Genomic DNA, 20,269 nt, shown 5'->3' on the forward strand with positions numbered 1-20,269 from the left:
AATATCTCTGCTTTTTAAGAAACCATATAACTGTAAGATTAGATTCAATTTACAATGCTTTGTGTTATAACAAATTTAACTCGACTACTATTTCGGTTGATAGACCATTCACTTGAGAAAAATCCCGTTAGTCTTATTTTAGGATTCATATCAACATAAAAAACATCATGCTAAAATAAGTCACTTGTCATTATAAATTGCACGACTTTCTCTATGTTTCAGCAAGAAATTTCTCAATTAAATCTACAACAACTCAAAGCAGGCGAAAAGCGTTGGATTGGCTCATTACTGGGATCGTCGGCAGCACTATTATTTAAAGAAATTGCGACCCAAAGTTCAAATCTATACGTCATTGTGGCAAGGAATAATCAGCATTTAGCTCAACTGGAAAGTGAGCTTGAGTTTTATGGTATTAAACCTACAATTTTTCCCGATTGGGAAATCTTGCCTTATGACCGTTTGTCTCCACATCAGGATATTGTCTCAGAGCGCTTGGCTATTTTGTCCAATATGCCGCAGAAAGGTATTTTGTTGATTTCCGCAAGTACTTTAGCGCAACGTGTTGCACCATATTCATGGGTGGTTGGTGAGCACTTTGATATTAAAGTTGGACAAAAGCTTGATTTAGAAACACAGAAAAAACAGCTCGTACAAGCAGGGTACCGTTTGGTTGATACCGTTTACGATCATGGTGAGTTTGCTGTTCGCGGTAGCATCATGGATATTTTTGCTTCGGGACAGGAACAACCGATTCGTATAGATTTATTCGATGATGAAATTGAAAGCCTAAAATTCTTTGATCCAGAAACACAACGTACGACGGAGTCTTTGAAAAACTTTACTGTTTTACCTGCCAAAGAGTTTCCACTCAAAGAAGGTCGTTCAACTTTTAGAGACCGCTATGCTGAGAGTTTTCCAACAGCAAATCCAAAGAAAAATCCCATTTATCAAGATGTCCTCGAAGGAATTGCGACCCCAGGGTTAGAATTCTATTTGCCTTTGTTTTTCGATAAGAAGGTGATGGAAGCACAAAGTATGTTCACAGCATACTTACCAAAAAATTGCATTGTCATTACAAATAATGAGATTGAAGATGAGTTAATCAACTTTTGGAAAGAAGTTGTACGTCGTTATGAAGATCGTCGTCACAACATTGATCAACCGATCCTACCTCCCGAAGATTTATTTTTAATGCCTAATCATGTACTACAAGCATTAAATCAATTACCTCGTATTATCGCTTCACCTGATGTTTTAGATTTAAAATCTGGGGTGTTAAATCTTGCTTCCGAGCAACCACCTAAACTTGCAGTTGATCCAAAAAAAGAACAACCATTTCAGGCGGTCAAAGACTACATTGATCAAAGTAAATTTCCTGTTTTGTTGGTGGCTGAAAGTGCAGGTCGACGAGAAACTTTAAAAGATGCTTTGCGATCAGTTCTAGGTGAAATCCAAACGGTAGAAAGTTTTGCTCAGTTCCAAAAAGATAAACTCAAAGTTGCGATTACAAGTGCTCCTTTAGATCGTGGTTTGCTCCTAACAGATCAGTTATCTGTCATTTCTGAAAATCAGTTATATGAACATCGGGTGGTACAACGTCGCCGTAAACGTCAGCAAGAAGTTTCTGAAGAGTTTTTGATTCGCAGTTTAACCGAACTGAGCATTGGTGCACCTGTGGTTCACATTGATCATGGCGTAGGGCGCTATGCAGGATTAATCACTTTAGAAATTGATGATCAAGACCATGAGTTTTTACAACTTGATTATGCTGATGCGGCTAAGGTTTATGTACCCGTCACTAACTTGCATTTAATTAGTCGTTACAGTGGTGGTGATCCTGATCTTGCACCATTGCACAAATTAGGAACGGATGCGTGGAGTAAGGCCAAGCGTAAAGCCTTAGAACAGATCCACGATGTAGCTGCTGAATTATTACATATCCAAGCGCGTCGTCAGTCCAAACCTGGATTTTCTTTTGAACTTGATCATATTGCATATATGCAATTTGCTAGTGGTTTTGCTTATGAAGAAACTTTGGATCAGGCAAATGCGATCGAAGCAACATTGCATGATATGCAGCTTGCCAAACCTATGGATCGCTTAGTTTGTGGAGATGTTGGTTTTGGAAAAACAGAAGTTGCGATGCGGGCAGCATTTGTAGCAGTACAAAATGGTAAGCAAGTTGCGGTATTAGTGCCGACCACATTACTTGCACAGCAACATTATGAGTCATTTAAAGATCGCTTTGCGGATACGGCAGTACGAATCGAGGTACTTTCACGCTTTGGTAGCAATAAAACGCACTTAAAAATTATAGAAGATTTGGCGGATGGCAAAGTAGATATTGTGGTGGGTACGCACAAAATTCTACAAGAGAATATTCAATTCAATAATCTGGGACTTATGATTGTTGATGAGGAGCACCGTTTTGGTGTTCGTGACAAAGAGCGGATTAAGGCATTGCGTGCGGATGTTGATATGCTGACCTTAACTGCGACGCCTATTCCACGTACCTTGAATATGGCTTTCTCAGGTATGCGTGATTTATCGATTATCGCAACACCACCTGCACGCCGTTTGGCGGTGAAAACCTTTGTGCAAGAACATACAGATGATTCAATCAAAGAGGCTATACTGCGTGAGCTGTTACGTGGAGGTCAAGTTTATTTCTTGCATAATGAAGTCGAAACAATTGAACGTGCGGCAGAAAATATCCGTCATCTAGTTCCTGAAGCGCGAGTGGCAGTTGCGCATGGACAAATGCGTGAACGTGAGCTTGAACAAGTGATGCAGCAGTTCTATCACAAAGACTACAATGTATTGGTGTGCTCAACGATTATTGAAACAGGGATCGATGTCCCAAATGCCAATACGATTATCATCGAACGCGCAGATAAGTTGGGACTTGCACAATTACACCAATTACGTGGTCGTGTAGGCCGTTCACATCATCAAGCTTATGCTTACCTACTTGTCCCATCTATTAAGCATCTCAAAGGTGACGCAGAGAAACGCCTAGATGCAATTCAACGTGCTTCGACTTTAGGTGCTGGTTTTATGTTGGCGACCGAAGATTTAGAAATTCGTGGAGCAGGTGAATTATTGGGTGAACAACAAAGTGGTTCGATGCAGGCAATTGGTTATAGCTTGTATATGGAAATGCTTGAGAAAGCGACCAAAGCTATTCAAAAGGGTAAAACACCTAATTTCGATGCGCCATTGTCATTAACTGCTGAAATCAATTTGCATATGCCTGCATTGATTCCTGATGAATATTTGGGAGATGTACACCAGCGATTATTATTCTATAAGCGTATCAGTAACACCGATAGCCAAGAGAAACTTGATAATATTCGTATGGAGTTGATTGATCGTTTTGGTATTCCACCGCAACCGGTAAAACAGCTGTTTAGCGTACATCAGATTCGCTTAAGAGCAGAACAGTTAGGAATCACCAAAATTGATATCAATAGTAATGGTGGTTATATCGAATTTTCACCAGATACACCAGTGCAAGCGATCAGCATCATTCAGCTTATGCAGAAAAATCCGACCTATTATCGGATGGAAGGCGGGCAGCGTTTGAAAGTGACTGTGCAACTTGCAGAATATGATAAACGCATCCAATTTATTGTCGATTTGTTGAATAAGTTGCTCAATGAATTGAATGTATAGCTTAAAAAACATGCTTTATTTTAAGTAAAGGTAAAATATCAATGATTCCTCCGATAATAAGTGAGGAAAATCATTGTTATTTGTAATCAAACGACTGATGAAGAATACTCACATCAGAACTGATGTGATAGTATTGATCATCATTATTCTGCATCATTTATAAAGATATGTTTAGTTTGCATCCACAACTTGCTCAAGATACATTTTTTGTAGGCGACTTCCCGCTTTCAACATGTCGTTTAATGAATGATATGCAATTTCCTTGGTTGATCCTTGTACCACGCGTACCAGGTGTTACAGAACTTTATGAACTTAGCCAAGCAGATCAAGAACAATTTCTACGTGAATCTAGCTGGTTATCGAGCCAACTATCTCGCGTATTCCGTGCGGATAAAATGAATGTTGCCGCTTTAGGAAATGTTGTACCACAATTGCATTTTCATCATGTTGTACGTTATCAAAATGACGTGGCATGGCCTAAACCAGTCTGGGGAACAGCAGCAGTACCATACAATAGCGATGTACTTGCACATATGCGTCAGACGCTGATGTTAGCATTACGTGGACAAGGCGATATGCCGTTTGATTGGCGCATGGACTGATCCAAAAATAGAAGAATAACAGTATTCTATAATAAAAAAGGAGGATAGAGTGCCGCTAGATAGGTTGATTGATAAAGAACCTAGACAGTTCGCATATTTTCATCGTTTGATGGGATATTCGATCTTGTCACTTATTTTGGTAATTTATACATTTACCTCATCGACTGCTAACTATCAACTTTATATCCTCCCTTTATTATTGATTTATTTTTTGCTTTGTCCGCGCTTGGAAAAATGGCTGCAATACAAATACGATAAACAAACTGAGAAGAACGTATTTTTTGCCAATGAAGCAATCATAGTAGCAATTATTTTAGCCGCTTTACATCTGAGTCTAGTTCCAACTTTTGTTATTCTATTTGCCTTATTGTATGTTGGATTAAACAATAAAATCTCTTTAATGGTTTCTTGTTTAATTGGGTTGATCGGTGTTATTACCTTTTATTTCAGTACTTTCTTCATCTTTGGTGCTGAGCAATATTTTGAACCTACTAATCCAGAGTTGACTGTAGTGAGTTTACTTGGGTTAATGGTTTTTATTGTGATTGGTAACTATTACCAGCATCGTCGTCTTAATATCCTCGGTCAACAGCGTCAGCATTATCATAATCAAATGACGCGTTATATTGCTTTTGCGAATCAATTAAGTCGGTATGCACCATTGCAATTGTGGCAATCCATTATGCGTGGTGAAGCTGAGGCGAAAATTGAATATAAACGTAAAAAACTAACGATTTTCTTTTCTGATATTCAAGGCTTTACTGAGCTTTCAGAGACGCTGATTCCAGATGATTTGGCATTTTTACTTAATGACTATTTAAGTCATATGACTGAAATCGCGAAGCAGTATGAAGCCACTGTTGATAAATTCATGGGAGATGCAATTTTAATCTTCTTTGGTGATCCAAACTCGCAAGGGACTGAGCAAGATGCAAAATCTTGTGTGGAAATGGCGATTGCAATGCGTCAGCAAATGAAATTGCTACGTGAGCGATGGAAGAAAATGGGTTATCCAGCACTGCATATTCGGATGGGGATTAGTACAGGTTATTGTCACGTTGGGAATTATGGTGCTTCACATCGTATGGCTTACACCATTGTTGGCCGTGATGTAAATTTAGCAGCACGTTTGCAGTCAGCGGCTGAAGTTGATGAAATCTTAATTGCTGATGACACACATCAACTGATTAAAAATGAATTTTTATGTGTACCTAAAGTGCCAATTTATTTAAAAGGGATTCAAGGTCCTGTTAAAACTTGGCAAGTGATGGAAAAATTCACTGGTAAGAAATCTGATACACAAAAATGGTTTGATTACGATTACAAAGGCTTCCATCTGGTATTAAATTTGGAAGAAGTACAGAATTATGAATATCCTGAACTTGTTGAAATCTTAGAAATGATGATTGATCGAATTAAGACTCAACAAAAGATCACCAATGCGCAGGGTGTTCCAAGGTTAAGTTTGGATGATGAAATAAAACCTTAACTTGTTAATACCCATAAAAAAACCTCATTGTATTAATGAGGTTTTTTTATTTTTGAAAGTCAGTTAGTGATTTTCAGAAGCATGATTGATGGTGTATTTAGGAATCTCAATCTCTAGATCTTCGTCAACCACTATAACTTGACATGATAGGCGAGAGTCGGGCTCAAGTCCCCATGCACGGTCAAGTAAATCAGCCTCAACGTCATTCATTTCTTCTAAGCTATCAAAGCCTTTACGAACAACTACATGGCATGTTGTGCAAGCACACGACATATCGCATGCATGTTCAATTTTGATGCCTTGCTTAAGTAAGCTTTGGCACAAATTAGCATCTTGTTCTACTTCAAATTCTGCACCTTCAGGGCAAATTTGTGCATGAGGAAGAACTTTAATACGTGGCATATTGATCACCTATACCTTTAGTTTGAGTTTGACCAATCTTCAAGTTTTGTACCTTTTAAGGCATGGTCAATATGTCGGTTCATGCGAAGTGCAGCAAAGGCATCGCTGTGAGTTTTAAGTTGCTGAACAGCGTGTTCAATCGCTTCGAGTTCATCTGTTTTCAGACGAGCTTTCAAGGCTTCTGCAGCAAGAATTAAATCACGCGCTTGCTGCTGGGAGAGTAAATCTTTATCTACCTTTAGGGCTTGTTCTAAGGCTTCAAGTTCACGCTGAGCTTCAACTTTGGTTTCTTGCAAATGGCGAAGATTTTTGTCTTCTTCAGCATGCTGGAAACCCTCTACTAACAATCGCTCCGTGTCAGCTGCGGATAAACCATAAGAGGGTTTTATATCAATCTGCGCTTGTACACCAGAAGTCGTTTCTTTTGCAGATACGGTGAGTAAACCATCAGCATCCACTTGGAAGGTAACTTCGATACGAGCTTGACCAGCAGTCATTGGAGGAATGCCATGTAATACAAAACGCCCTAAAGAGCGACAATGTTCCACCAAATCGCGCTCGCCTTGTACCACATGAATCAACATGGCAGTTTGACCATCTTGATAGGTGGTAAATTCTTGTCGACGGGCAACAGGAATCGCTGTATTGCGAGAAATTAAACGCTCAACTAAACCACCCATTGTCTCTAATCCAAGAGAGAGAGGGGTCACGTCTAGTAATAATGAACCATCTTGACTATTACCAATCAATTGATTGGCAGTAATAGATGCACCGATTGCAACGACTTCATCTGGATTGATGGTACATAACGGTTCGCGTTTAAATAATTCACGTACTGAATTTTGTACAGCGTAAGAGCGAGTAGAACCACCCACCAACACAACATGTTCGATATCATCTAATTCAAGTTTGGCATCACGTAATACGCGTTTACATACACTTGTAGTTTTATCGAGCGCAACTTGAATAATTGATTCAAAAGTTTGGCGATCTAAAGTTAGACGATCATCTAATAACTTTAATTCAGTTGATTCGTGATCTGTTAAATATTCTTTGGCTTGACGCGCAGCAACCACGAAAACAGCATATTCTTCATCACTTAGTGTCGTGATGTTGAGCTGTTTTTTTGCCCATTTTACGATTAAGCGATCAAGGTCATCACCACCTAAGGCAGTGTGTCCGCCTGTTGCGAGAACTTCAAAAACACCTTGTGAAAAACGTAATATGGATACGTCAAATGTGCCACCACCTAAATCATAAATCACATAGTTTCGATCGGTACTTAGATTGGTTTCTTGATCAAGACCATAAGCGACTGCGGCGGCAGTTGGTTCATTGAGTAGGCGTAAAACATTCAATCCTGCAAGTTGTGCAGCATCGCGTGTTGCTTGACGTTGAGCTTCATCAAAATAAGCAGGAACAGTAATCACCGCACCATTTATGGGATTATTTAGACTCGCTTCTGCACGGTCTTTCAGTTGTTTTAAAATTTCAGCCGAAACTTCAACTGGTGTTTTTCGACCAGCAATAGTTTCAAAAGCAGGCATTTCATTTTCTGCACCAACAAGTGTGTATGGGTGCTGAAACTTAATATCAGCTTGCGAACGACCCATAAAACGCTTTACAGAGACAACTGTGTTTTTGGGGTCAGTCAACATAAATGGTTTGGCTTCATAACCAAACGTAGTTGAGTCTTTCGCATAGTGAACAATAGACGGTAAAAGAACTCTGTCTTTGTCATCTTGTAGAACTTTCGGTTTTCCCGATAGCACTGTCGCCACTAAAGAGTGGGTTGTCCCTAAGTCGATACCGATCGCAATACGATGTTGATGCGGTGCGGTTGATTGACCAGGTTCAGCAATTTGCAAAAGTGCCATGCGTGAGATATCCCTTGAAAATAATCAGTAACAGCGGATTAAAAATCATCATCTAGATCAAAGCTTTCTTCTTCATCTAGCATACGATCTTCAGCTTTATCAATATCATTCATTACACGTTGGAAAAAACGTAATTTACGAACGGTATCGCGAGCTTCAGCCCAATCTTCATCGGCATAATCTAGTTTAAACTCTCGAATTAAGCTATCAATCCATTGCTGCACTTCGATTTTTAATGTCCGAAGTTGATCGGGCGATGCGGCTTCATCGAGTTGTTCGCGCATTTCAAGTGCTGATTGTAAGAACTCAAAATCACTAATGGACTGATCGAGGTGATGATCCTGCTTTTTTAAACTCAGCAAATATGCAGCGCGGCTATCAACCTGTGAAAGCACTTTATAGGCTTGATTGATGTCGCTAGACATAATCAAAGCTTGATCTTTATCAATCGCTTTGTCTGGATGATATTGCTGTTGCAAACTTAAAAATTGCTTTTTTAAAGCTGCTAAATCGATATCGAGTGCTTCTGGTAATTGGAACAACTCAAAATGATTCATGGGAGATGAATTCCGTTTTAAATCCCTCTCAACCTTCTTTACAAAAAAAGGAAGGGCTTCACAAATTAAATGATGCTATATCATTTGTGGAAGTCCCCCTGTAAAAGGGGGATTCAGAGAGATTTTTGACTTTAGATAAAAATTGAATGATTAAACAGTAAATGATTCACCGCAACCACATTCACCTTTTTGGTTTGGGTTGTTAAACTCAAAACCTTCGTTTAGACCATTTTTTACATAGTCCATCTCTAAACCTTCGAGATAAACTAGGCTTTTTGGGTCTACAAAAACTTTGACACCAAATTGCTCAAATACTTCATCATGTGTGTCGACATCATCGACAAACTCAAGAACGTAAGCCAATCCAGAACAACCCGAAGTTTTCACACCAACACGAATGCCTTCACCCTTACCACGATTTTGCAGGTAATTGCTGATGTGAGTCGCAGCATTTTCAGTTAAATGGATCATGAAAACTCCAATGTATCTTCGGTAATCAATTAAGCTTTCGCTTTTTTGCCACGATAGTCTTCAATCGCAGCCTTAATTGCATCTTCAGCCAATACTGAACAGTGAACTTTTACTGGTGGAAGCGCAAGCTCAGTTGCAATATCAATATTCTTGATTGCTTGAGCTTCATCAAGCGTCTTACCTTTTAACCATTCGGTTACAAGAGAGCTTGATGCAATTGCAGAACCACAGCCGTAAGTTTTGAAGCGAGCTTCTTCAATTACACCATTATCATCAACTTGAATCTGTAAACGCATAACGTCGCCACAAGCTGGTGCACCCACCATGCCAGTACCTACATTTTCTGCATTTTTATCCAAAACGCCTACATTACGAGGGTTTTCGTAATGATCAATTACTTTTTCACTATAAGCCATGTCGCTTCTCCAAACCTCGGGGTCAGCCTAATATTAATATGAGGGTTTAAACGCTATTTTCAATGAAGAATTCAATGAATTAGTGTTCAGCCCATTCAACTGTAGAAAGGTCAATACCTTCTTTATACATATCCCAAAGCGGAGAAAGTTCGCGTAGTTTCTCTACAGCAGCTTTGGTGATTGTTAACACGTGGTCAATATCTGCTTCAGTCGTGTATTTACCAAAACTAAAACGGATCGAGCTGTGCGCTAACTCATCAGACAAACCTAAAGCACGTAAAACGTATGATGGCTCTAAAGTTGCAGATGTACATGCTGAACCACTAGATACAGCAACATCTTTGAGTGCCATCATCAATGATTCACCTTCAACAAAGTTGAAGCTGACATTAAGATAGTTTGCAACGTTGTGAGTCGGGTGGCCATTCAAGAACACTTGTTCAAGGTCTTGTAAACCATTCCAAAGTTTGTCACGTAATTTGCGAATACGTTCTTGTTCTGCTTGCATCATTTTTCCAGCAAGCTCAAACGCTTCACCCATACCAACAATTTGATGAGTCGCTAAAGTACCAGAACGCATACCACGTTCATGACCGCCACCATGCATTTGCGCTTTTAAGCGAACACGAGGGCTGCGACGAACAAATAATGCACCAATTCCTTTCGGACCATAAATCTTATGACCAGAAAAACTCATTAAATCAACCTTCATCGTAGAAAGATCAATTTCTACTTTACCAGCAGCTTGAGCAGCGTCGACATGGAAGAAGGTTTTGTTTGCGCGGGTGAGTTCACCGATTGCAGCGACATCTGTTACTGTGCCAATTTCGTTGTTCACCATCATCAGTGATACAAGGATAGTATCTGGACGTAAAGCCGCTTGAACCATTTCTGGGGTAATTAAGCCAGTACGTGGTTCTGGCTCTAAATAAGTAATCTCAAAGCCTTGTTCTTCAAGTTCACGGCAAGTATCTAACACTGCTTTGTGTTCGATTTTACTTGTAATGATGTGTTTGCCTTTAGAGCCGTAGAATTGGGCAATACCTTTTAATGCTAGGTTATCCGATTCAGTCGCACCCGAAGTCCAAACGATCTCACGAGGATCTGCTTTGATAAGATTTGCGACTTGTTCACGTGCATATTCGGCTTTTTCTTCAGCTTGCCAGCCATATGCATGTGAGCGCGACGCAGGGTTACCAAAAGTCCCTTCGAACGTTAAACATTCCATCATACGTTCTGCAACTTCAGGCAGTACAGGAGTGGTTGCTGCGTAATCTAGATAAATTGGACGTTTCATGTCAAATACCTGTAACCGATAGAAGGGCTGAATCTAAACTTGGTGAGTTCTGACGTAACGCAACAGTTTGAACATTGTCACGCGCAATCAGGTCAGCAAGAGTGATTTTCGCAAGATAATCGGCAATATGGTGGGAGAGGTCTTGCCATAAGTCATGCGTTAAACACATTGCACCATTTTGGCAGTTACCTTTATGGTCACAACGCGTTGCATCGACAGTTTCATTTACGGCTTCAATGATTTCTAGCACAGTAATTTCACTTGCATTGCGTGCAAGGTGATATCCACCATTTGCACCGCGAACGCTTGAAACTAACCCGTGACGCTTAAGTTTTGCGAATAACTGTTCTAAATAAGCGACTGAGATGGATTGGCGTGCTGCTATTTCCGCAAGCGTGATCGTTTGTTCAGTTGGCTGCAAAGCTAAATCAAGTAGAGCAGTCACTGCGTAACGACCGCGAGTTGTTAGGCGCATGATTCGATACACATGAATAGACTAGATGTCTAAATTTTATGAATTCCGACTAAAATAGTCAAGTTTTTTAATTGCCATTATGCGTGTGAAAAGTAAAATATTTTGGAATTATTGTATCCACATATTATATACAAAAATGGCAACTAAAATAAAGCTTAGTGTCACAAAAGCAATATTGATCATACGTTGACGTTTTTGAAGTCGATGAATGCGATTTTGGTATTGTTTTACCTCAACCAATAACGTGTTGATTTCAGAGCGTTGTTGATCGATTTTTTCCAAAAGAGGAGCGATTCGATGTTGGGATGCGATGGTGTCAGCATCATCATCAAATGCATTAAACCATTGTCTCCAGTTCACCAAGATACTAGATAAGGTAAAGTGAGGAATGAGATCTGTGAATTGTTCGGCTAAAGTCGAATCTCCTAAAATACGAAGATTAGAAATACTTTTTTGATTATTTAGAACAAAAATTTTAATCAAATCGATCAGAGTGCAATTGATTTCAAGGTCAATTTTTCGATCCAAGGCTTTCATGTCAAACAGTAAACCTTTTTCCGTGAACTGAATGTAAAAGTCAAAGAAAGGAATATAGCTGTTAATTCGAATAGTAATTTTATCATCAATTAGCTTTTTCGTTTGCAAACGCAGCCCAGCATCATGCGTCAAGATGAAGGAAAAAAAAGTTTCTAAAACAATGATGACAATGTTTAGCAACAAATGCGGATGTTTATGTCTTTGTTGCGTATCAATCATAAATCTCTTTTTCCTTGCCAAAAAATAAATAACAAAATATCAAGTCTAGTAAATCTTGAGTATCCTTACCCAATTGTTAAAAATAATTTACATGACTATATTGCTTTGTAGAACAGTTTTTTAAAACGATCAAGTCCTAACTTTGATATTATAAAAACATTTTTATGGTTAAATACGACATGCTGTTTGTAACGAGCTTAGGAGTGATGGTTCATGGATAATACAAATATAGACAATGCTAGTGAAGATACTGAAGCAAAAACCAAGTCAAAATCAAAGAGTTCTAAGAAATCTGCACTCGATTTTAAAAAGTATACACAACAGATCTGGCTAGCTGGTTTAGGCGCTTTTTCGCGTGCAGAAGAAGAGGGCAACAAATTATTCGACTCTTTAGTCAAGGTGGGTGAGGAGCTTGAGTCTAAAACTGTCGATTTTGCAGATAACACTGTCGGTAAGGTAACCGAGAAAGCAAAAGAGTCGGTAACAGATACCAAAGATAAGGTTGAAAAGATTTTAGATAGTGGTGTAAATCACTCGCTGAATCGTATTGGTTTAGTGACACCAAAAGACCTTCAACATATCGAACAACTGTTAGTACAGCTTCACATTAAGGTGGACGCTTTAATTGAAGAAAATGATCAATTGAAGGCTAAATTGAATAAAAAGTAAAAAAATTGCAAGTAACTCGTCCGTTTATGTCGTATTTCGGTATTTATTTTAATTAAAAAAGCCTTTCTAGTATTGCGTTCTCCCCTAAAGCATTGCTATAAAGGCTGCATGGCCTTTTAAACTATAGCCTTGGATCTTAACAAACGATATTAAGAGGATATTTTTTATCATGAATAAATCAGAATTAATTGATGCGATTGCTGAAAAAGGGGGAGTGTCTAAGTCGGATGCTGGTAAAGCACTCGATGCGACAATTGCATCAATCACTGAAGCACTTAAAAAGGGTGATACGGTTACTTTAGTTGGTTTTGGTACTTTTAGCGTAAAAGAACGTGCTGCACGTACTGGTCGTAATCCTAAAACTGGTGAAGAGCTTCAAATCAAAGCAAGCAAAGTACCTAGCTTTAAAGCTGGTAAGGGTTTAAAAGATTCGGTTGCGTAATCTTTCTAAATCAATAAACGCACCATTTTGGGTGCGTTTTTTATTTATCCAATGAAAAAGTTAATTTGATCTTCATTCGGCATTCATTCACTTTGTTTTTTAAGTTAAAATTGCCCCGGAATTAAATATTGGAATATTTATGGAATCATTTCGTACGGTCATTAAAGGTTGGCTTGGCAAAGTCCTGTTAGTTTTGTTTTTGACCCCTTTAGCTCTTGTCGGTATTGAAGGATATTTTAGCGGTGGCAATAAAGCAGATGTTGCCAAATCGGTAAATGGTCAAGATATTTCTAATAAAGAATTAGAAAGTGCAATCAAGAATTATAAAGATCAATATTTGGCCTTGGTTCAAGGTGATGAGTCATTGTTGAATCTGTCAGCGATTCAAGAAAGAGCGATGGATGCACTTGTGGCACGTAGCTTATTGTCTCAGCAGGCTGAAAAACTGGGTATCTCTTTGAGTGATGCGCAACTTGAACAGATGTTGGCGCAGCAACCAAGCTTTCAGCAAAATGGACAATTCTCGCAACAGCTTTATGAGAACTATCTACGCTCAGTTGGTTTAACGAATCAGGCTCTCATTTCGAGTTTGCGTCAAGATCATGCTCTTAAAATGATCTCATCGAGTCTGATGGACAATGCATTGGTAAGTAAGTCTGATTTACAGCAACTTGCGAATTTGCAAACAGAGCAACGTACATTGCACTTGGCAAGCATCAAGCTAGATGATTATAAAAAGGGTGTTACAGCATCAACTCAAGAAATCACTGACTACTACAACAAGCATAAAAATGAATTCAAGCAAGTTGCAAGTGTTGATGTGGATTATGTGGTTTTAAGCCCAGCATTATTAGAACAAGCTAATTTAGCTGTTACTGATGCAGACTTACAACAGGCTTATGCAGCGTTTGTAGAAAAACAGCAGCAAAGTGTGAAGCGTGAAGTGAAGCATATCTTAGTAACGACGGATGAGCGTGATGATGCTGCAGCACAGAAATTGATTAATGATGTTTACGCGAAAATTCAATCGGGTATGACATTTGCTCAAGCTGCAAGCCAATATTCGGAAGATCCGAGTTCTAAAAATCAAGGTGGTTTGGTAAGTGCTTATGCGCCTGGAGCTTTCTCTGCTGATTTTGATAATGCTGTAAACACTTTAAAAAATGGTCAGGTTTCTAAGCCTGTAAAAACGCAGTATGGTTATCACATTATTGAAGTGCAGGTACCAACAGTAAATATTCCGTCATTTGAATCAGAAAAAGCACGTCTAACTGCTGAAGTTGAGAAAACTAAAGCCGCAAATCTGTTTAGTGATACGGTCAACAACTTAAACGAAATGGTTGTGGGGAGTGATTCACTAGAGGTTGTTGCACAAGAAGTCAAAGCTGCACGTGTTGAATCTGCAAAAGCGATTACTTTGGCAACACAACATCCTATCTTGAGTGATTTGAATGTTAAAGTGAAACTATTTAGTGATGATGTGAAAAATGGTGATCGTAACGCATCATCAAATATTCAATTGGCGAATGGTGATTCAATCTGGATTAAAGTTCGTGATTATCACTCAGCAGGAATTAAACCATTATCTGAAGTGACTACTGAAGTTAAAGCAAAGGTAGTAGAACAGAAAGCCTATAAAGCTGCTCAGGCAAAAATGGCATCTATCCTTGCTGATTTCAAAACTCAGCCTGCTGCACAAGTTGTTGCGAAGTCACAAGTCAATTTTGAGAGTGCAGGTACTTTTGCTCGCTCACATGGTTTAAAGCGTGCGATTGAACGTGCTGCATTTAGCATTCCTGCGCCAAGTAAGGAAGGGATGTGGTCTGCAACAACGGCGAAATTGCCAAATGAACTCGTTATCGTTGCTGTTTCAAATGTGGATAGTAGTGTGGCGAGTAGCTTGCCAGAAAAAGAGTTGTTGGAATTAAAACAGTTGTATCAACAATTCCGTGGTCAGCAGGTTCTAGAAGACTACACGGCATATTTAAAATCTCAAGCCGATATCAAGTAAGCTTGATTTGATCGCGATAAAAAAAGCCAGTTCAATGAACTGGCTTTTTTATGACTCCTGTACCCGAGTTTTTATTTTTTCTGAATAAACTTTGCTTCTTCAGATTGAGGGTATTGAGCTAGTAGCTTGGTTCTGTATTGGTTAGCTTGCGCTGTATTTTTATCGACTTCCTTTGCAATGCTGTAGAGCTGATATAAGGCACGAGATGCGCGAGCTGAGTTTGGATATTGATTCACAACAGTCGTGTAATTTTGTTTTGCTGCTGTGTAATTTACGGGTTCTACTGCGAGGTAAAATTCTGCAAGCCAGAAGTATGCATTACCGATATAAATCCCATTTGGGTGGTTTTTGATAAAGTTCTGCATCGGTTGGATAGCTTGTTTTGCACCGCCTTGTTTATAAGCATCTAACGCGACAGTGTACGCAGCTTTCTCTAACTCGATTTGGTTGTTCACATTCATATTGGATGCAGCGGGGCTTGGCTGCGATTGTGCTGTCGTAGCTGTGCTTTGTGTAGCTGTATTATTTGAAAGTGGCTGTGAAGCATCAATTGGCTCTTCAGTATTTTCTTCTGGTGGATCAATTTTCTGAGACAGTAGCTCTAAGCGTTGATCTAAATCGGTATAGCGGTTGGCAAGTTCTTTTTTTAATTGCTCAATCGCATTGTCATGCTCTTCTAATTGACCACGTAATTTACGTACTTCTTCTTCAAGACGTTGATTTTTTTGGATGAGTTCCCAGTTTAAATTAGAGCCGACATTTGTGGTATTACTGCTGCTGGCAGTCTGCTGGCTAAGTGCACGAGATTCAATTGGAATATTGGCATATACATATGCACTGCTGAGTAACGCAACAAAGAGTACAGAATGCTTTTTTAGCATGAAAATCTATCCATTCAGTTGAAAATTAAAGCTGCGAGCGAATCAGTCTCCACTTTTTTACAGACTAGCACACAGCAAATATGCATTTTGATTTAGTCATTAAAACAGCAACTCATTTAAATGCAATAAGCATTTACAATCTTCAAGCACTTTTGAAGAGAATTGCTTGGTTGTTGTTTAATCTTTGTACATTATTAAAGCTTACTAAATGAAAGCTTTAACTTATTGTTGAGTAATTAGGCAGTTGAACGGAAAACTCACTGAAAAACAGAGACAAGTCTTGCAACTCAAGTAAAAATCTCTATACTTTGTCAGGCAATGGTAGCCCTGCTGGTAGCTTCGCAATTGTACTCTATGAACCCCGCCAGGACCGGAAGGTAGCAACGGTAGTAGAACTATGATGTGCCGAAATCTTGCTAGTAGGGTTGCCACCAATTATTCTTCTTCGCTCGTTCGAGCAATTGCTTTTAAAATTACCCCCATATCAAAACCGCGATATTGTAAAAATCGAATTTGTTTTGCTTTGAGTTTTGGGTCTTTTGTAACGTCTTCACCAAATTTTTTTACTTTAAGTTGGTAGGCTTGATCTAGCCAATCCACTTCTTCAAGTTCTTCTGCTATTAATTCTGCATCTAGCTGTTTCGCCTTAAGTGCTTGTTTAATACGTTGTAAGCCTTTTCCTTTACGAATTTGGCTTGATAGGGTTAAAGCTGCAACACGTTGATCACTCTGATAATTTTTTTCTGCTAGCTCTGTTACTAAAATTGCAACTTCATTTGGATCAATTGCATATTGATTTAGCTTTTCGGTTAATTCTGCTTGTGAGTAATCTCGACGTGTCAATAATGCAAAGGCATATGACCTGAGTCTTTGACCTGTGAGTGTTTTCGGTTTGTCATTTTTTGTCGTGCTAAACATGGTTATTAATTCAATGGTGATTTATTTACGGCTATTCGTGATTTATTCTGAGGCAGATTACCTTGGGTTTAAATGATAGACGAAAAGAAAACGCCCCGAAGGGCGTCTAGTTTAGCTTTCTAGAAGATCTAGCTCATCTTCTTCCACTGCTGCGGCTTCGTTGCTGTTCTTTGTTAGAAGCTGTTCACGAATAAGCTTTTCAATTTCTTGTGCCATTTGTGGGTTTTCTTCAAAATGGCGGATGACATTATTCTTACCTTGACCGATTTTATTGCCTTGATAAGAGTACCAAGCACCTGCTTTTTGAACGATATCTTGTTGAACTGCAAGATCAACCAGTTCACCTAGTTGATTTGTACCTTTACCATACATGATCTGGAACACTGCTTCTTTGAAAGGCGGTGCCATTTTATTTTTAACAACTTTAACGCGAGTTTCATTACCGGTGATTTCATCACCTTCTTTCACTGCACCGATACGGCGGATGTCTAAGCGTACAGATGCATAGAATTTAAGTGCATTACCACCAGTCGTTGTTTCAGGGCTACCAAACATAACGCCAATCTTCATACGGATTTGGTTAATGAAGATCACCATACAGTTTGAGCGCTTCGCATTACCAGTGATTTTACGCAATGCCTGACTCATCAGACGTGCTTGTAAGCCCATATGTGAATCGCCCATTTCGCCTTCAATTTCCGCTTTAGGGGTGAGGGCTGCAACGGAGTCGACAACGATAAGATCAATTGCGCCAGAACGAACCAGCATATCCGCAATCTCTAATGCTTGTTCACCGTTGTCAGGTTGTGAAACCAACAAGTTGTCAATATCTACGCCTAATTTACGTGCATATTCAGGGTCTAAGGCATGCTCTGCATCGATAAATGCACATGTACCACCAGTTTTTTGGCATTGAGCAATGGCTTGCAAAGTCATTGTGGTTTTACCAGAAGATTCTGGTCCATAGATTTCGATGATACGCCCTTTGGGTAAACCACCAATACCAAGCGCAATATCAAGTGTTAGAGAACCCGTTGATACAGCTTCAACTGCTTGTACGGTATTATCACCTAAGCGCATCACTGTGTTTTTACCAAATTGTTTTTCAATTTGGCTTAAAGCGGCTTGTAACGCTTTACTTTTATTATCATCCATCTCAAAACCTCAAAACTTTATATTCTTAACGACTAACCCAAGTGGATGTACTGAATCTCAACTTGTTGGGACTTGGGTATAGTGGCAGATTCTCGTTATTAATTCCACATCTGATCTATGTCGGTACGACACAAAATGACGCGCCCAAATTGAGAAAATCTCAATCTCATCTTATTCATCATGATAAGACCATGACTGAGCATTTTCATGTTTAAAACGATTGATATCACGACGATCTTTTTTACTTGGTCGGTGATCTGGTCGCGCTAGATTATGCAGCTTTCGCTGTGATGCATGCAACTCTCGGCGCTCAATACTTTCAGTTGTTTCTTCATAAAGCTGTTGTGCGATTGGGGCTCCACCACGAACGGACGAAAGTGCTTTGACTACTACGGTTTTTTTATCAAAACCTTGCTGGATGGTAAGCTGCATGCCAATACGTACATCGCGAGAAACTTTTACGCGTTCATTATTGTGATGTACCTTACCACCTTCGATAGCTGCTTTGGCGATAGAGCGTGTTTTAAAAAAACGTGCTGCCCAAAGCCATTTATCAATTCGCATGGCATCCATGCTTTCTGCTTCATGCTGTTTTGGCATCTGTTACCTGTGTGTCGGGTTCAAGATAATCAAGGAGTTCTGTGAGATGATCGAGAGCAAGATATTCTAGTTCTGTCGCGATGCGAGTGGGTTTACTGCTCGAAGGTTGTAAAATGCTATATAACTTTGTGATTCCATATTTCTCAGCACCTCTTAATACAGCAACTGTATCATCAACAAAGACGGCATTTACTGGATCAAATGCGTGTCGCTGTTGTAGGGCTTTCCAGAAATGGACATCTTCTTTTGCAAAACCCAATTCTTCACTACTGATCATCACTTCAAAATAAGGGCTGAGTGCTACATTTTCAAGTTTCAGTTGTAAACCAGCTTGATCTGCATTGGTTAAAAGCCAACAACGATAGCCTTGAGCATTGAGCTGTTCTAATAACTCATGGCAACCAGAACGTGCTTTAATTTTTTCTTGATGTTCATACTGTAGTTGCAACGTGTCGACACCAACTTTGGTCGTCCAGTACGCCGAAGAATACCAAGATAGTGTATGCTTATGCTGTTGGTAAAATTGAAATAGTGTTTGTTGACTTTGTGCCAGACTACATTGATGGACTTGCGCATGTCGTTCAGGCAAACAATCGTTCCAGATAAAATCATCAAAAGCTAAATCAAGTAATGTGCCATCCATGTCAAACATGATGATTGGCTGTTGTAAATCTGAATATGACATAAGGTTAATCTATGTTTGTTAAAACGCTTGCCCCACAAGACAACTTTATTTTGCAACTTGTCCCGGTTATGGCGCAGGCTAGTCAAATATTACTGGAAGAATATCAAAATTATTGTGCGGGTGGTGAGTTTAATATTCAGGAAAAAATAGATGATTCACCAGTGACACAAGCTGATTTAAAGGTAAATCGTTTTATAATCAAGAAACTTGCCGAACTAACGCCTGATTTGCCAGTATTATCAGAAGAAAGCGATTACTCAGCACGTAAAGACTGGGAACGCTGTTGGATGCTTGATCCACTGGATGGGACAAAAGAGTTTATTCATGAACGTGATGAGTTTACGATCAATTTAAGTTTGATTGAAAACCATGAAACGACATTTGCTATTATTGCAGTGCCATGTGAACAAGTCATGTATATCGGCTATCGATCACAATTACCCTATAAGTATAGTTTTAGTAGACAAGAATGGTTTCAGTATCAGGTGGAATCACATTCATTAACGACACCCGTACAAATAGGTTTGAGTCACAATAGCAAAAACCCTAAATATAAAAAATTTATTGAACCGATTTTACAGCACCGAGAAGTTACGCGACGTGAAGCTGGCAGTGCCTATAAATTTTGTATGATGCTTGAAGGTGAGATTGATATATATCCACGATTTCATCCAACCTCAGAATGGGATACCAGTTCAGGACAAGCATTTTTGGAAAGTATTGGAGGTGGTTTGATGACATTAGAAGGAAAACCATTTCAATACAATCAGCGTGAAACAGTATTAAACAATGGCTTCATTGCATTTAGAGATCAAGACTATAAAACAATTGCTTATGATGCATTGCGCCTGTCAGGTATTTTAGATTGAGTGTTATGCTGCTCATGGTATA

20 protein-coding genes and 1 other RNA gene are annotated in these 20,269 nt (G+C 39.2%); 8 read left to right on the top strand and 13 right to left on the bottom strand.

Annotation, left to right across the window (positions count from 1 at the left end; all coding sequences use genetic code 11):
- Positions 1 to 213: 213 nt before the first annotated feature.
- The 3 genes from mfd to DS737_RS07025 all read left to right on the top strand — a co-directional run bounded on the left by mfd (position 214) and on the right by DS737_RS07025 (position 5,766).
- The gene (gene mfd / locus DS737_RS07015; RefSeq protein ID WP_113997182.1) at positions 214 to 3,675 is read left to right on the top strand and encodes a transcription-repair coupling factor; all 3,462 of its coding nucleotides are present in this window, start codon (positions 214 to 216) and stop codon (positions 3,673 to 3,675) included.
- 167 nt (positions 3,676 to 3,842) lie between these two features.
- Positions 3,843 to 4,277, top strand: coding sequence for an HIT domain-containing protein (locus tag DS737_RS07020; protein WP_004639438.1), 435 nt, complete (start codon positions 3,843 to 3,845; stop codon positions 4,275 to 4,277).
- A gap of 49 nt (positions 4,278 to 4,326) precedes the next feature.
- The gene (locus DS737_RS07025) at positions 4,327 to 5,766 is read left to right on the top strand and encodes an adenylate/guanylate cyclase domain-containing protein (protein ID WP_005082689.1); all 1,440 of its coding nucleotides are present in this window, start codon (positions 4,327 to 4,329) and stop codon (positions 5,764 to 5,766) included.
- 63 nt (positions 5,767 to 5,829) lie between these two features.
- Here the strand turns inward: DS737_RS07025 and fdx are convergent, their stop codons facing one another.
- From fdx to DS737_RS07065, 8 genes are all read right to left on the bottom strand, one after another.
- Complete coding sequence (fdx, locus tag DS737_RS07030; RefSeq protein ID WP_004639436.1) at positions 5,830 to 6,168, bottom strand: ISC system 2Fe-2S type ferredoxin; 339 nt, start codon at positions 6,166 to 6,168, stop codon at positions 5,830 to 5,832.
- A 17-nt stretch (positions 6,169 to 6,185) separates the two neighbouring features.
- On the bottom strand, positions 6,186 to 8,045 hold the full coding sequence (hscA, locus tag DS737_RS07035) for a Fe-S protein assembly chaperone HscA (RefSeq protein WP_004639435.1): 1,860 nt from the start codon (positions 8,043 to 8,045) through the stop codon (positions 6,186 to 6,188).
- 38 nt (positions 8,046 to 8,083) lie between these two features.
- A complete protein-coding gene (gene hscB / locus DS737_RS07040) occupies positions 8,084 to 8,602 on the bottom strand; it encodes a Fe-S protein assembly co-chaperone HscB (RefSeq protein ID WP_113997183.1) in 519 nt (172 codons plus the stop codon).
- A 150-nt stretch (positions 8,603 to 8,752) separates the two neighbouring features.
- Positions 8,753 to 9,073: an iron-sulfur cluster assembly protein IscA gene (gene iscA / locus DS737_RS07045; protein WP_005082695.1), complete on the bottom strand. Its 321-nt coding sequence runs from the start codon at positions 9,071 to 9,073 to the stop codon at positions 8,753 to 8,755.
- Between the two features lie 29 nt (positions 9,074 to 9,102).
- Complete coding sequence (gene iscU, locus DS737_RS07050; RefSeq protein ID WP_004639432.1) at positions 9,103 to 9,489, bottom strand: Fe-S cluster assembly scaffold IscU; 387 nt, start codon at positions 9,487 to 9,489, stop codon at positions 9,103 to 9,105.
- Between the two features lie 79 nt (positions 9,490 to 9,568).
- Positions 9,569 to 10,786, bottom strand: a complete 1,218-nt coding sequence (locus DS737_RS07055) for an IscS subfamily cysteine desulfurase (RefSeq protein ID WP_005090087.1) — start codon at positions 10,784 to 10,786, stop codon at positions 9,569 to 9,571.
- A gap of 1 nt (position 10,787) precedes the next feature.
- Positions 10,788 to 11,261, bottom strand: coding sequence for an Rrf2 family transcriptional regulator (locus DS737_RS07060; RefSeq protein ID WP_004639430.1), 474 nt, complete (start codon positions 11,259 to 11,261; stop codon positions 10,788 to 10,790).
- A gap of 108 nt (positions 11,262 to 11,369) precedes the next feature.
- Positions 11,370 to 12,017, bottom strand: a complete 648-nt coding sequence (locus DS737_RS07065) for a hypothetical protein (RefSeq protein WP_005090089.1) — start codon at positions 12,015 to 12,017, stop codon at positions 11,370 to 11,372.
- 213 nt (positions 12,018 to 12,230) lie between these two features.
- Between DS737_RS07065 and DS737_RS07070 the strand changes: the two genes are divergently transcribed.
- The 3 genes from DS737_RS07070 to DS737_RS07080 all read left to right on the top strand — a co-directional run bounded on the left by DS737_RS07070 (position 12,231) and on the right by DS737_RS07080 (position 15,139).
- The gene (locus tag DS737_RS07070) at positions 12,231 to 12,686 is read left to right on the top strand and encodes a phasin family protein (protein WP_004639427.1); all 456 of its coding nucleotides are present in this window, start codon (positions 12,231 to 12,233) and stop codon (positions 12,684 to 12,686) included.
- Positions 12,687 to 12,855: 169 nt separating this feature from the next.
- Positions 12,856 to 13,128, top strand: a complete 273-nt coding sequence (locus DS737_RS07075; RefSeq protein WP_004639426.1) for an HU family DNA-binding protein — start codon at positions 12,856 to 12,858, stop codon at positions 13,126 to 13,128.
- 139 nt (positions 13,129 to 13,267) lie between these two features.
- Complete coding sequence (locus DS737_RS07080) at positions 13,268 to 15,139, top strand: SurA N-terminal domain-containing protein (protein WP_113997184.1); 1,872 nt, start codon at positions 13,268 to 13,270, stop codon at positions 15,137 to 15,139.
- A gap of 71 nt (positions 15,140 to 15,210) precedes the next feature.
- On the opposite strand, the gene DS737_RS07085 is transcribed toward DS737_RS07080, so the two are convergent.
- The gene (locus DS737_RS07085) at positions 15,211 to 16,020 is read right to left on the bottom strand and encodes a YbgF trimerization domain-containing protein (protein WP_113997185.1); all 810 of its coding nucleotides are present in this window, start codon (positions 16,018 to 16,020) and stop codon (positions 15,211 to 15,213) included.
- Between the two features lie 328 nt (positions 16,021 to 16,348).
- Here DS737_RS07085 and ffs point away from each other — a divergent pair.
- Positions 16,349 to 16,445, top strand: an RNA gene (gene ffs, locus DS737_RS07090) — signal recognition particle sRNA small type.
- Between the two features lie 10 nt (positions 16,446 to 16,455).
- Here ffs and DS737_RS07095 read toward each other — a convergent pair.
- The 4 genes from DS737_RS07095 to DS737_RS07110 form a co-directional block, all read right to left on the bottom strand.
- Positions 16,456 to 16,938: a regulatory protein RecX gene (locus DS737_RS07095; RefSeq protein ID WP_005082704.1), complete on the bottom strand. Its 483-nt coding sequence runs from the start codon at positions 16,936 to 16,938 to the stop codon at positions 16,456 to 16,458.
- A 111-nt stretch (positions 16,939 to 17,049) separates the two neighbouring features.
- Positions 17,050 to 18,093: a recombinase RecA gene (recA, locus tag DS737_RS07100; RefSeq protein ID WP_004639421.1), complete on the bottom strand. Its 1,044-nt coding sequence runs from the start codon at positions 18,091 to 18,093 to the stop codon at positions 17,050 to 17,052.
- A 171-nt stretch (positions 18,094 to 18,264) separates the two neighbouring features.
- Entirely contained in the window at positions 18,265 to 18,693 is a 429-nt protein-coding gene (locus DS737_RS07105) for an RNA-binding S4 domain-containing protein (protein WP_004639420.1), read from the bottom strand.
- Complete coding sequence (locus DS737_RS07110) at positions 18,677 to 19,378, bottom strand: HAD-IA family hydrolase (protein WP_113997186.1); 702 nt, start codon at positions 19,376 to 19,378, stop codon at positions 18,677 to 18,679. The genes DS737_RS07105 and DS737_RS07110 overlap by 17 nt, the downstream gene beginning before the upstream one ends.
- An 11-nt stretch (positions 19,379 to 19,389) precedes the next feature.
- On the opposite strand from DS737_RS07110, the gene DS737_RS07115 reads away from it, so the two are divergent.
- The gene (locus DS737_RS07115) at positions 19,390 to 20,247 is read left to right on the top strand and encodes a 3'(2'),5'-bisphosphate nucleotidase CysQ family protein (RefSeq protein ID WP_113997187.1); all 858 of its coding nucleotides are present in this window, start codon (positions 19,390 to 19,392) and stop codon (positions 20,245 to 20,247) included.
- The last annotated feature ends 22 nt before the right edge of the window (positions 20,248 to 20,269 follow it).

The organism is Acinetobacter haemolyticus (assembly GCF_003323815.1).
Lineage (GTDB): Bacteria > Pseudomonadota > Gammaproteobacteria > Pseudomonadales > Moraxellaceae > Acinetobacter > Acinetobacter haemolyticus.

Excerpts from the sequence above, each read along its gene's own strand:
- mfd (WP_113997182.1), top strand. The coding sequence starts at position 214 with ATGTTTCAGCAAGAAATTTCTCAATTAAATCTACAACAACTCAAAGCA.
- DS737_RS07020 (WP_004639438.1), top strand. The coding sequence starts at position 3,843 with ATGTTTAGTTTGCATCCACAACTTGCTCAAGATACATTTTTTGTAGGC.
- fdx (WP_004639436.1), bottom strand. The coding sequence starts at position 6,168 with ATGCCACGTATTAAAGTTCTTCCTCATGCACAAATTTGCCCTGAAGGT.
- hscA (WP_004639435.1), bottom strand. The coding sequence starts at position 8,045 with ATGGCACTTTTGCAAATTGCTGAACCTGGTCAATCAACCGCACCGCAT.
- hscB (WP_113997183.1), bottom strand. The coding sequence starts at position 8,602 with ATGAATCATTTTGAGTTGTTCCAATTACCAGAAGCACTCGATATCGAT.
- iscA (WP_005082695.1), bottom strand. The coding sequence starts at position 9,073 with ATGATCCATTTAACTGAAAATGCTGCGACTCACATCAGCAATTACCTG.
- iscU (WP_004639432.1), bottom strand. The coding sequence starts at position 9,489 with ATGGCTTATAGTGAAAAAGTAATTGATCATTACGAAAACCCTCGTAAT.
- DS737_RS07055 (WP_005090087.1), bottom strand. The coding sequence starts at position 10,786 with ATGAAACGTCCAATTTATCTAGATTACGCAGCAACCACTCCTGTACTG.
- DS737_RS07060 (WP_004639430.1), bottom strand. The coding sequence starts at position 11,261 with ATGCGCCTAACAACTCGCGGTCGTTACGCAGTGACTGCTCTACTTGAT.
- DS737_RS07065 (WP_005090089.1), bottom strand. The coding sequence starts at position 12,017 with ATGATTGATACGCAACAAAGACATAAACATCCGCATTTGTTGCTAAAC.
- DS737_RS07070 (WP_004639427.1), top strand. The coding sequence starts at position 12,231 with ATGGATAATACAAATATAGACAATGCTAGTGAAGATACTGAAGCAAAA.
- DS737_RS07075 (WP_004639426.1), top strand. The coding sequence starts at position 12,856 with ATGAATAAATCAGAATTAATTGATGCGATTGCTGAAAAAGGGGGAGTG.
- DS737_RS07080 (WP_113997184.1), top strand. The coding sequence starts at position 13,268 with ATGGAATCATTTCGTACGGTCATTAAAGGTTGGCTTGGCAAAGTCCTG.
- DS737_RS07085 (WP_113997185.1), bottom strand. The coding sequence starts at position 16,020 with ATGCTAAAAAAGCATTCTGTACTCTTTGTTGCGTTACTCAGCAGTGCA.
- DS737_RS07095 (WP_005082704.1), bottom strand. The coding sequence starts at position 16,938 with ATGTTTAGCACGACAAAAAATGACAAACCGAAAACACTCACAGGTCAA.
- recA (WP_004639421.1), bottom strand. The coding sequence starts at position 18,093 with ATGGATGATAATAAAAGTAAAGCGTTACAAGCCGCTTTAAGCCAAATT.
- DS737_RS07105 (WP_004639420.1), bottom strand. The coding sequence starts at position 18,693 with ATGCCAAAACAGCATGAAGCAGAAAGCATGGATGCCATGCGAATTGAT.
- DS737_RS07110 (WP_113997186.1), bottom strand. The coding sequence starts at position 19,378 with ATGTCATATTCAGATTTACAACAGCCAATCATCATGTTTGACATGGAT.
- DS737_RS07115 (WP_113997187.1), top strand. The coding sequence starts at position 19,390 with ATGTTTGTTAAAACGCTTGCCCCACAAGACAACTTTATTTTGCAACTT.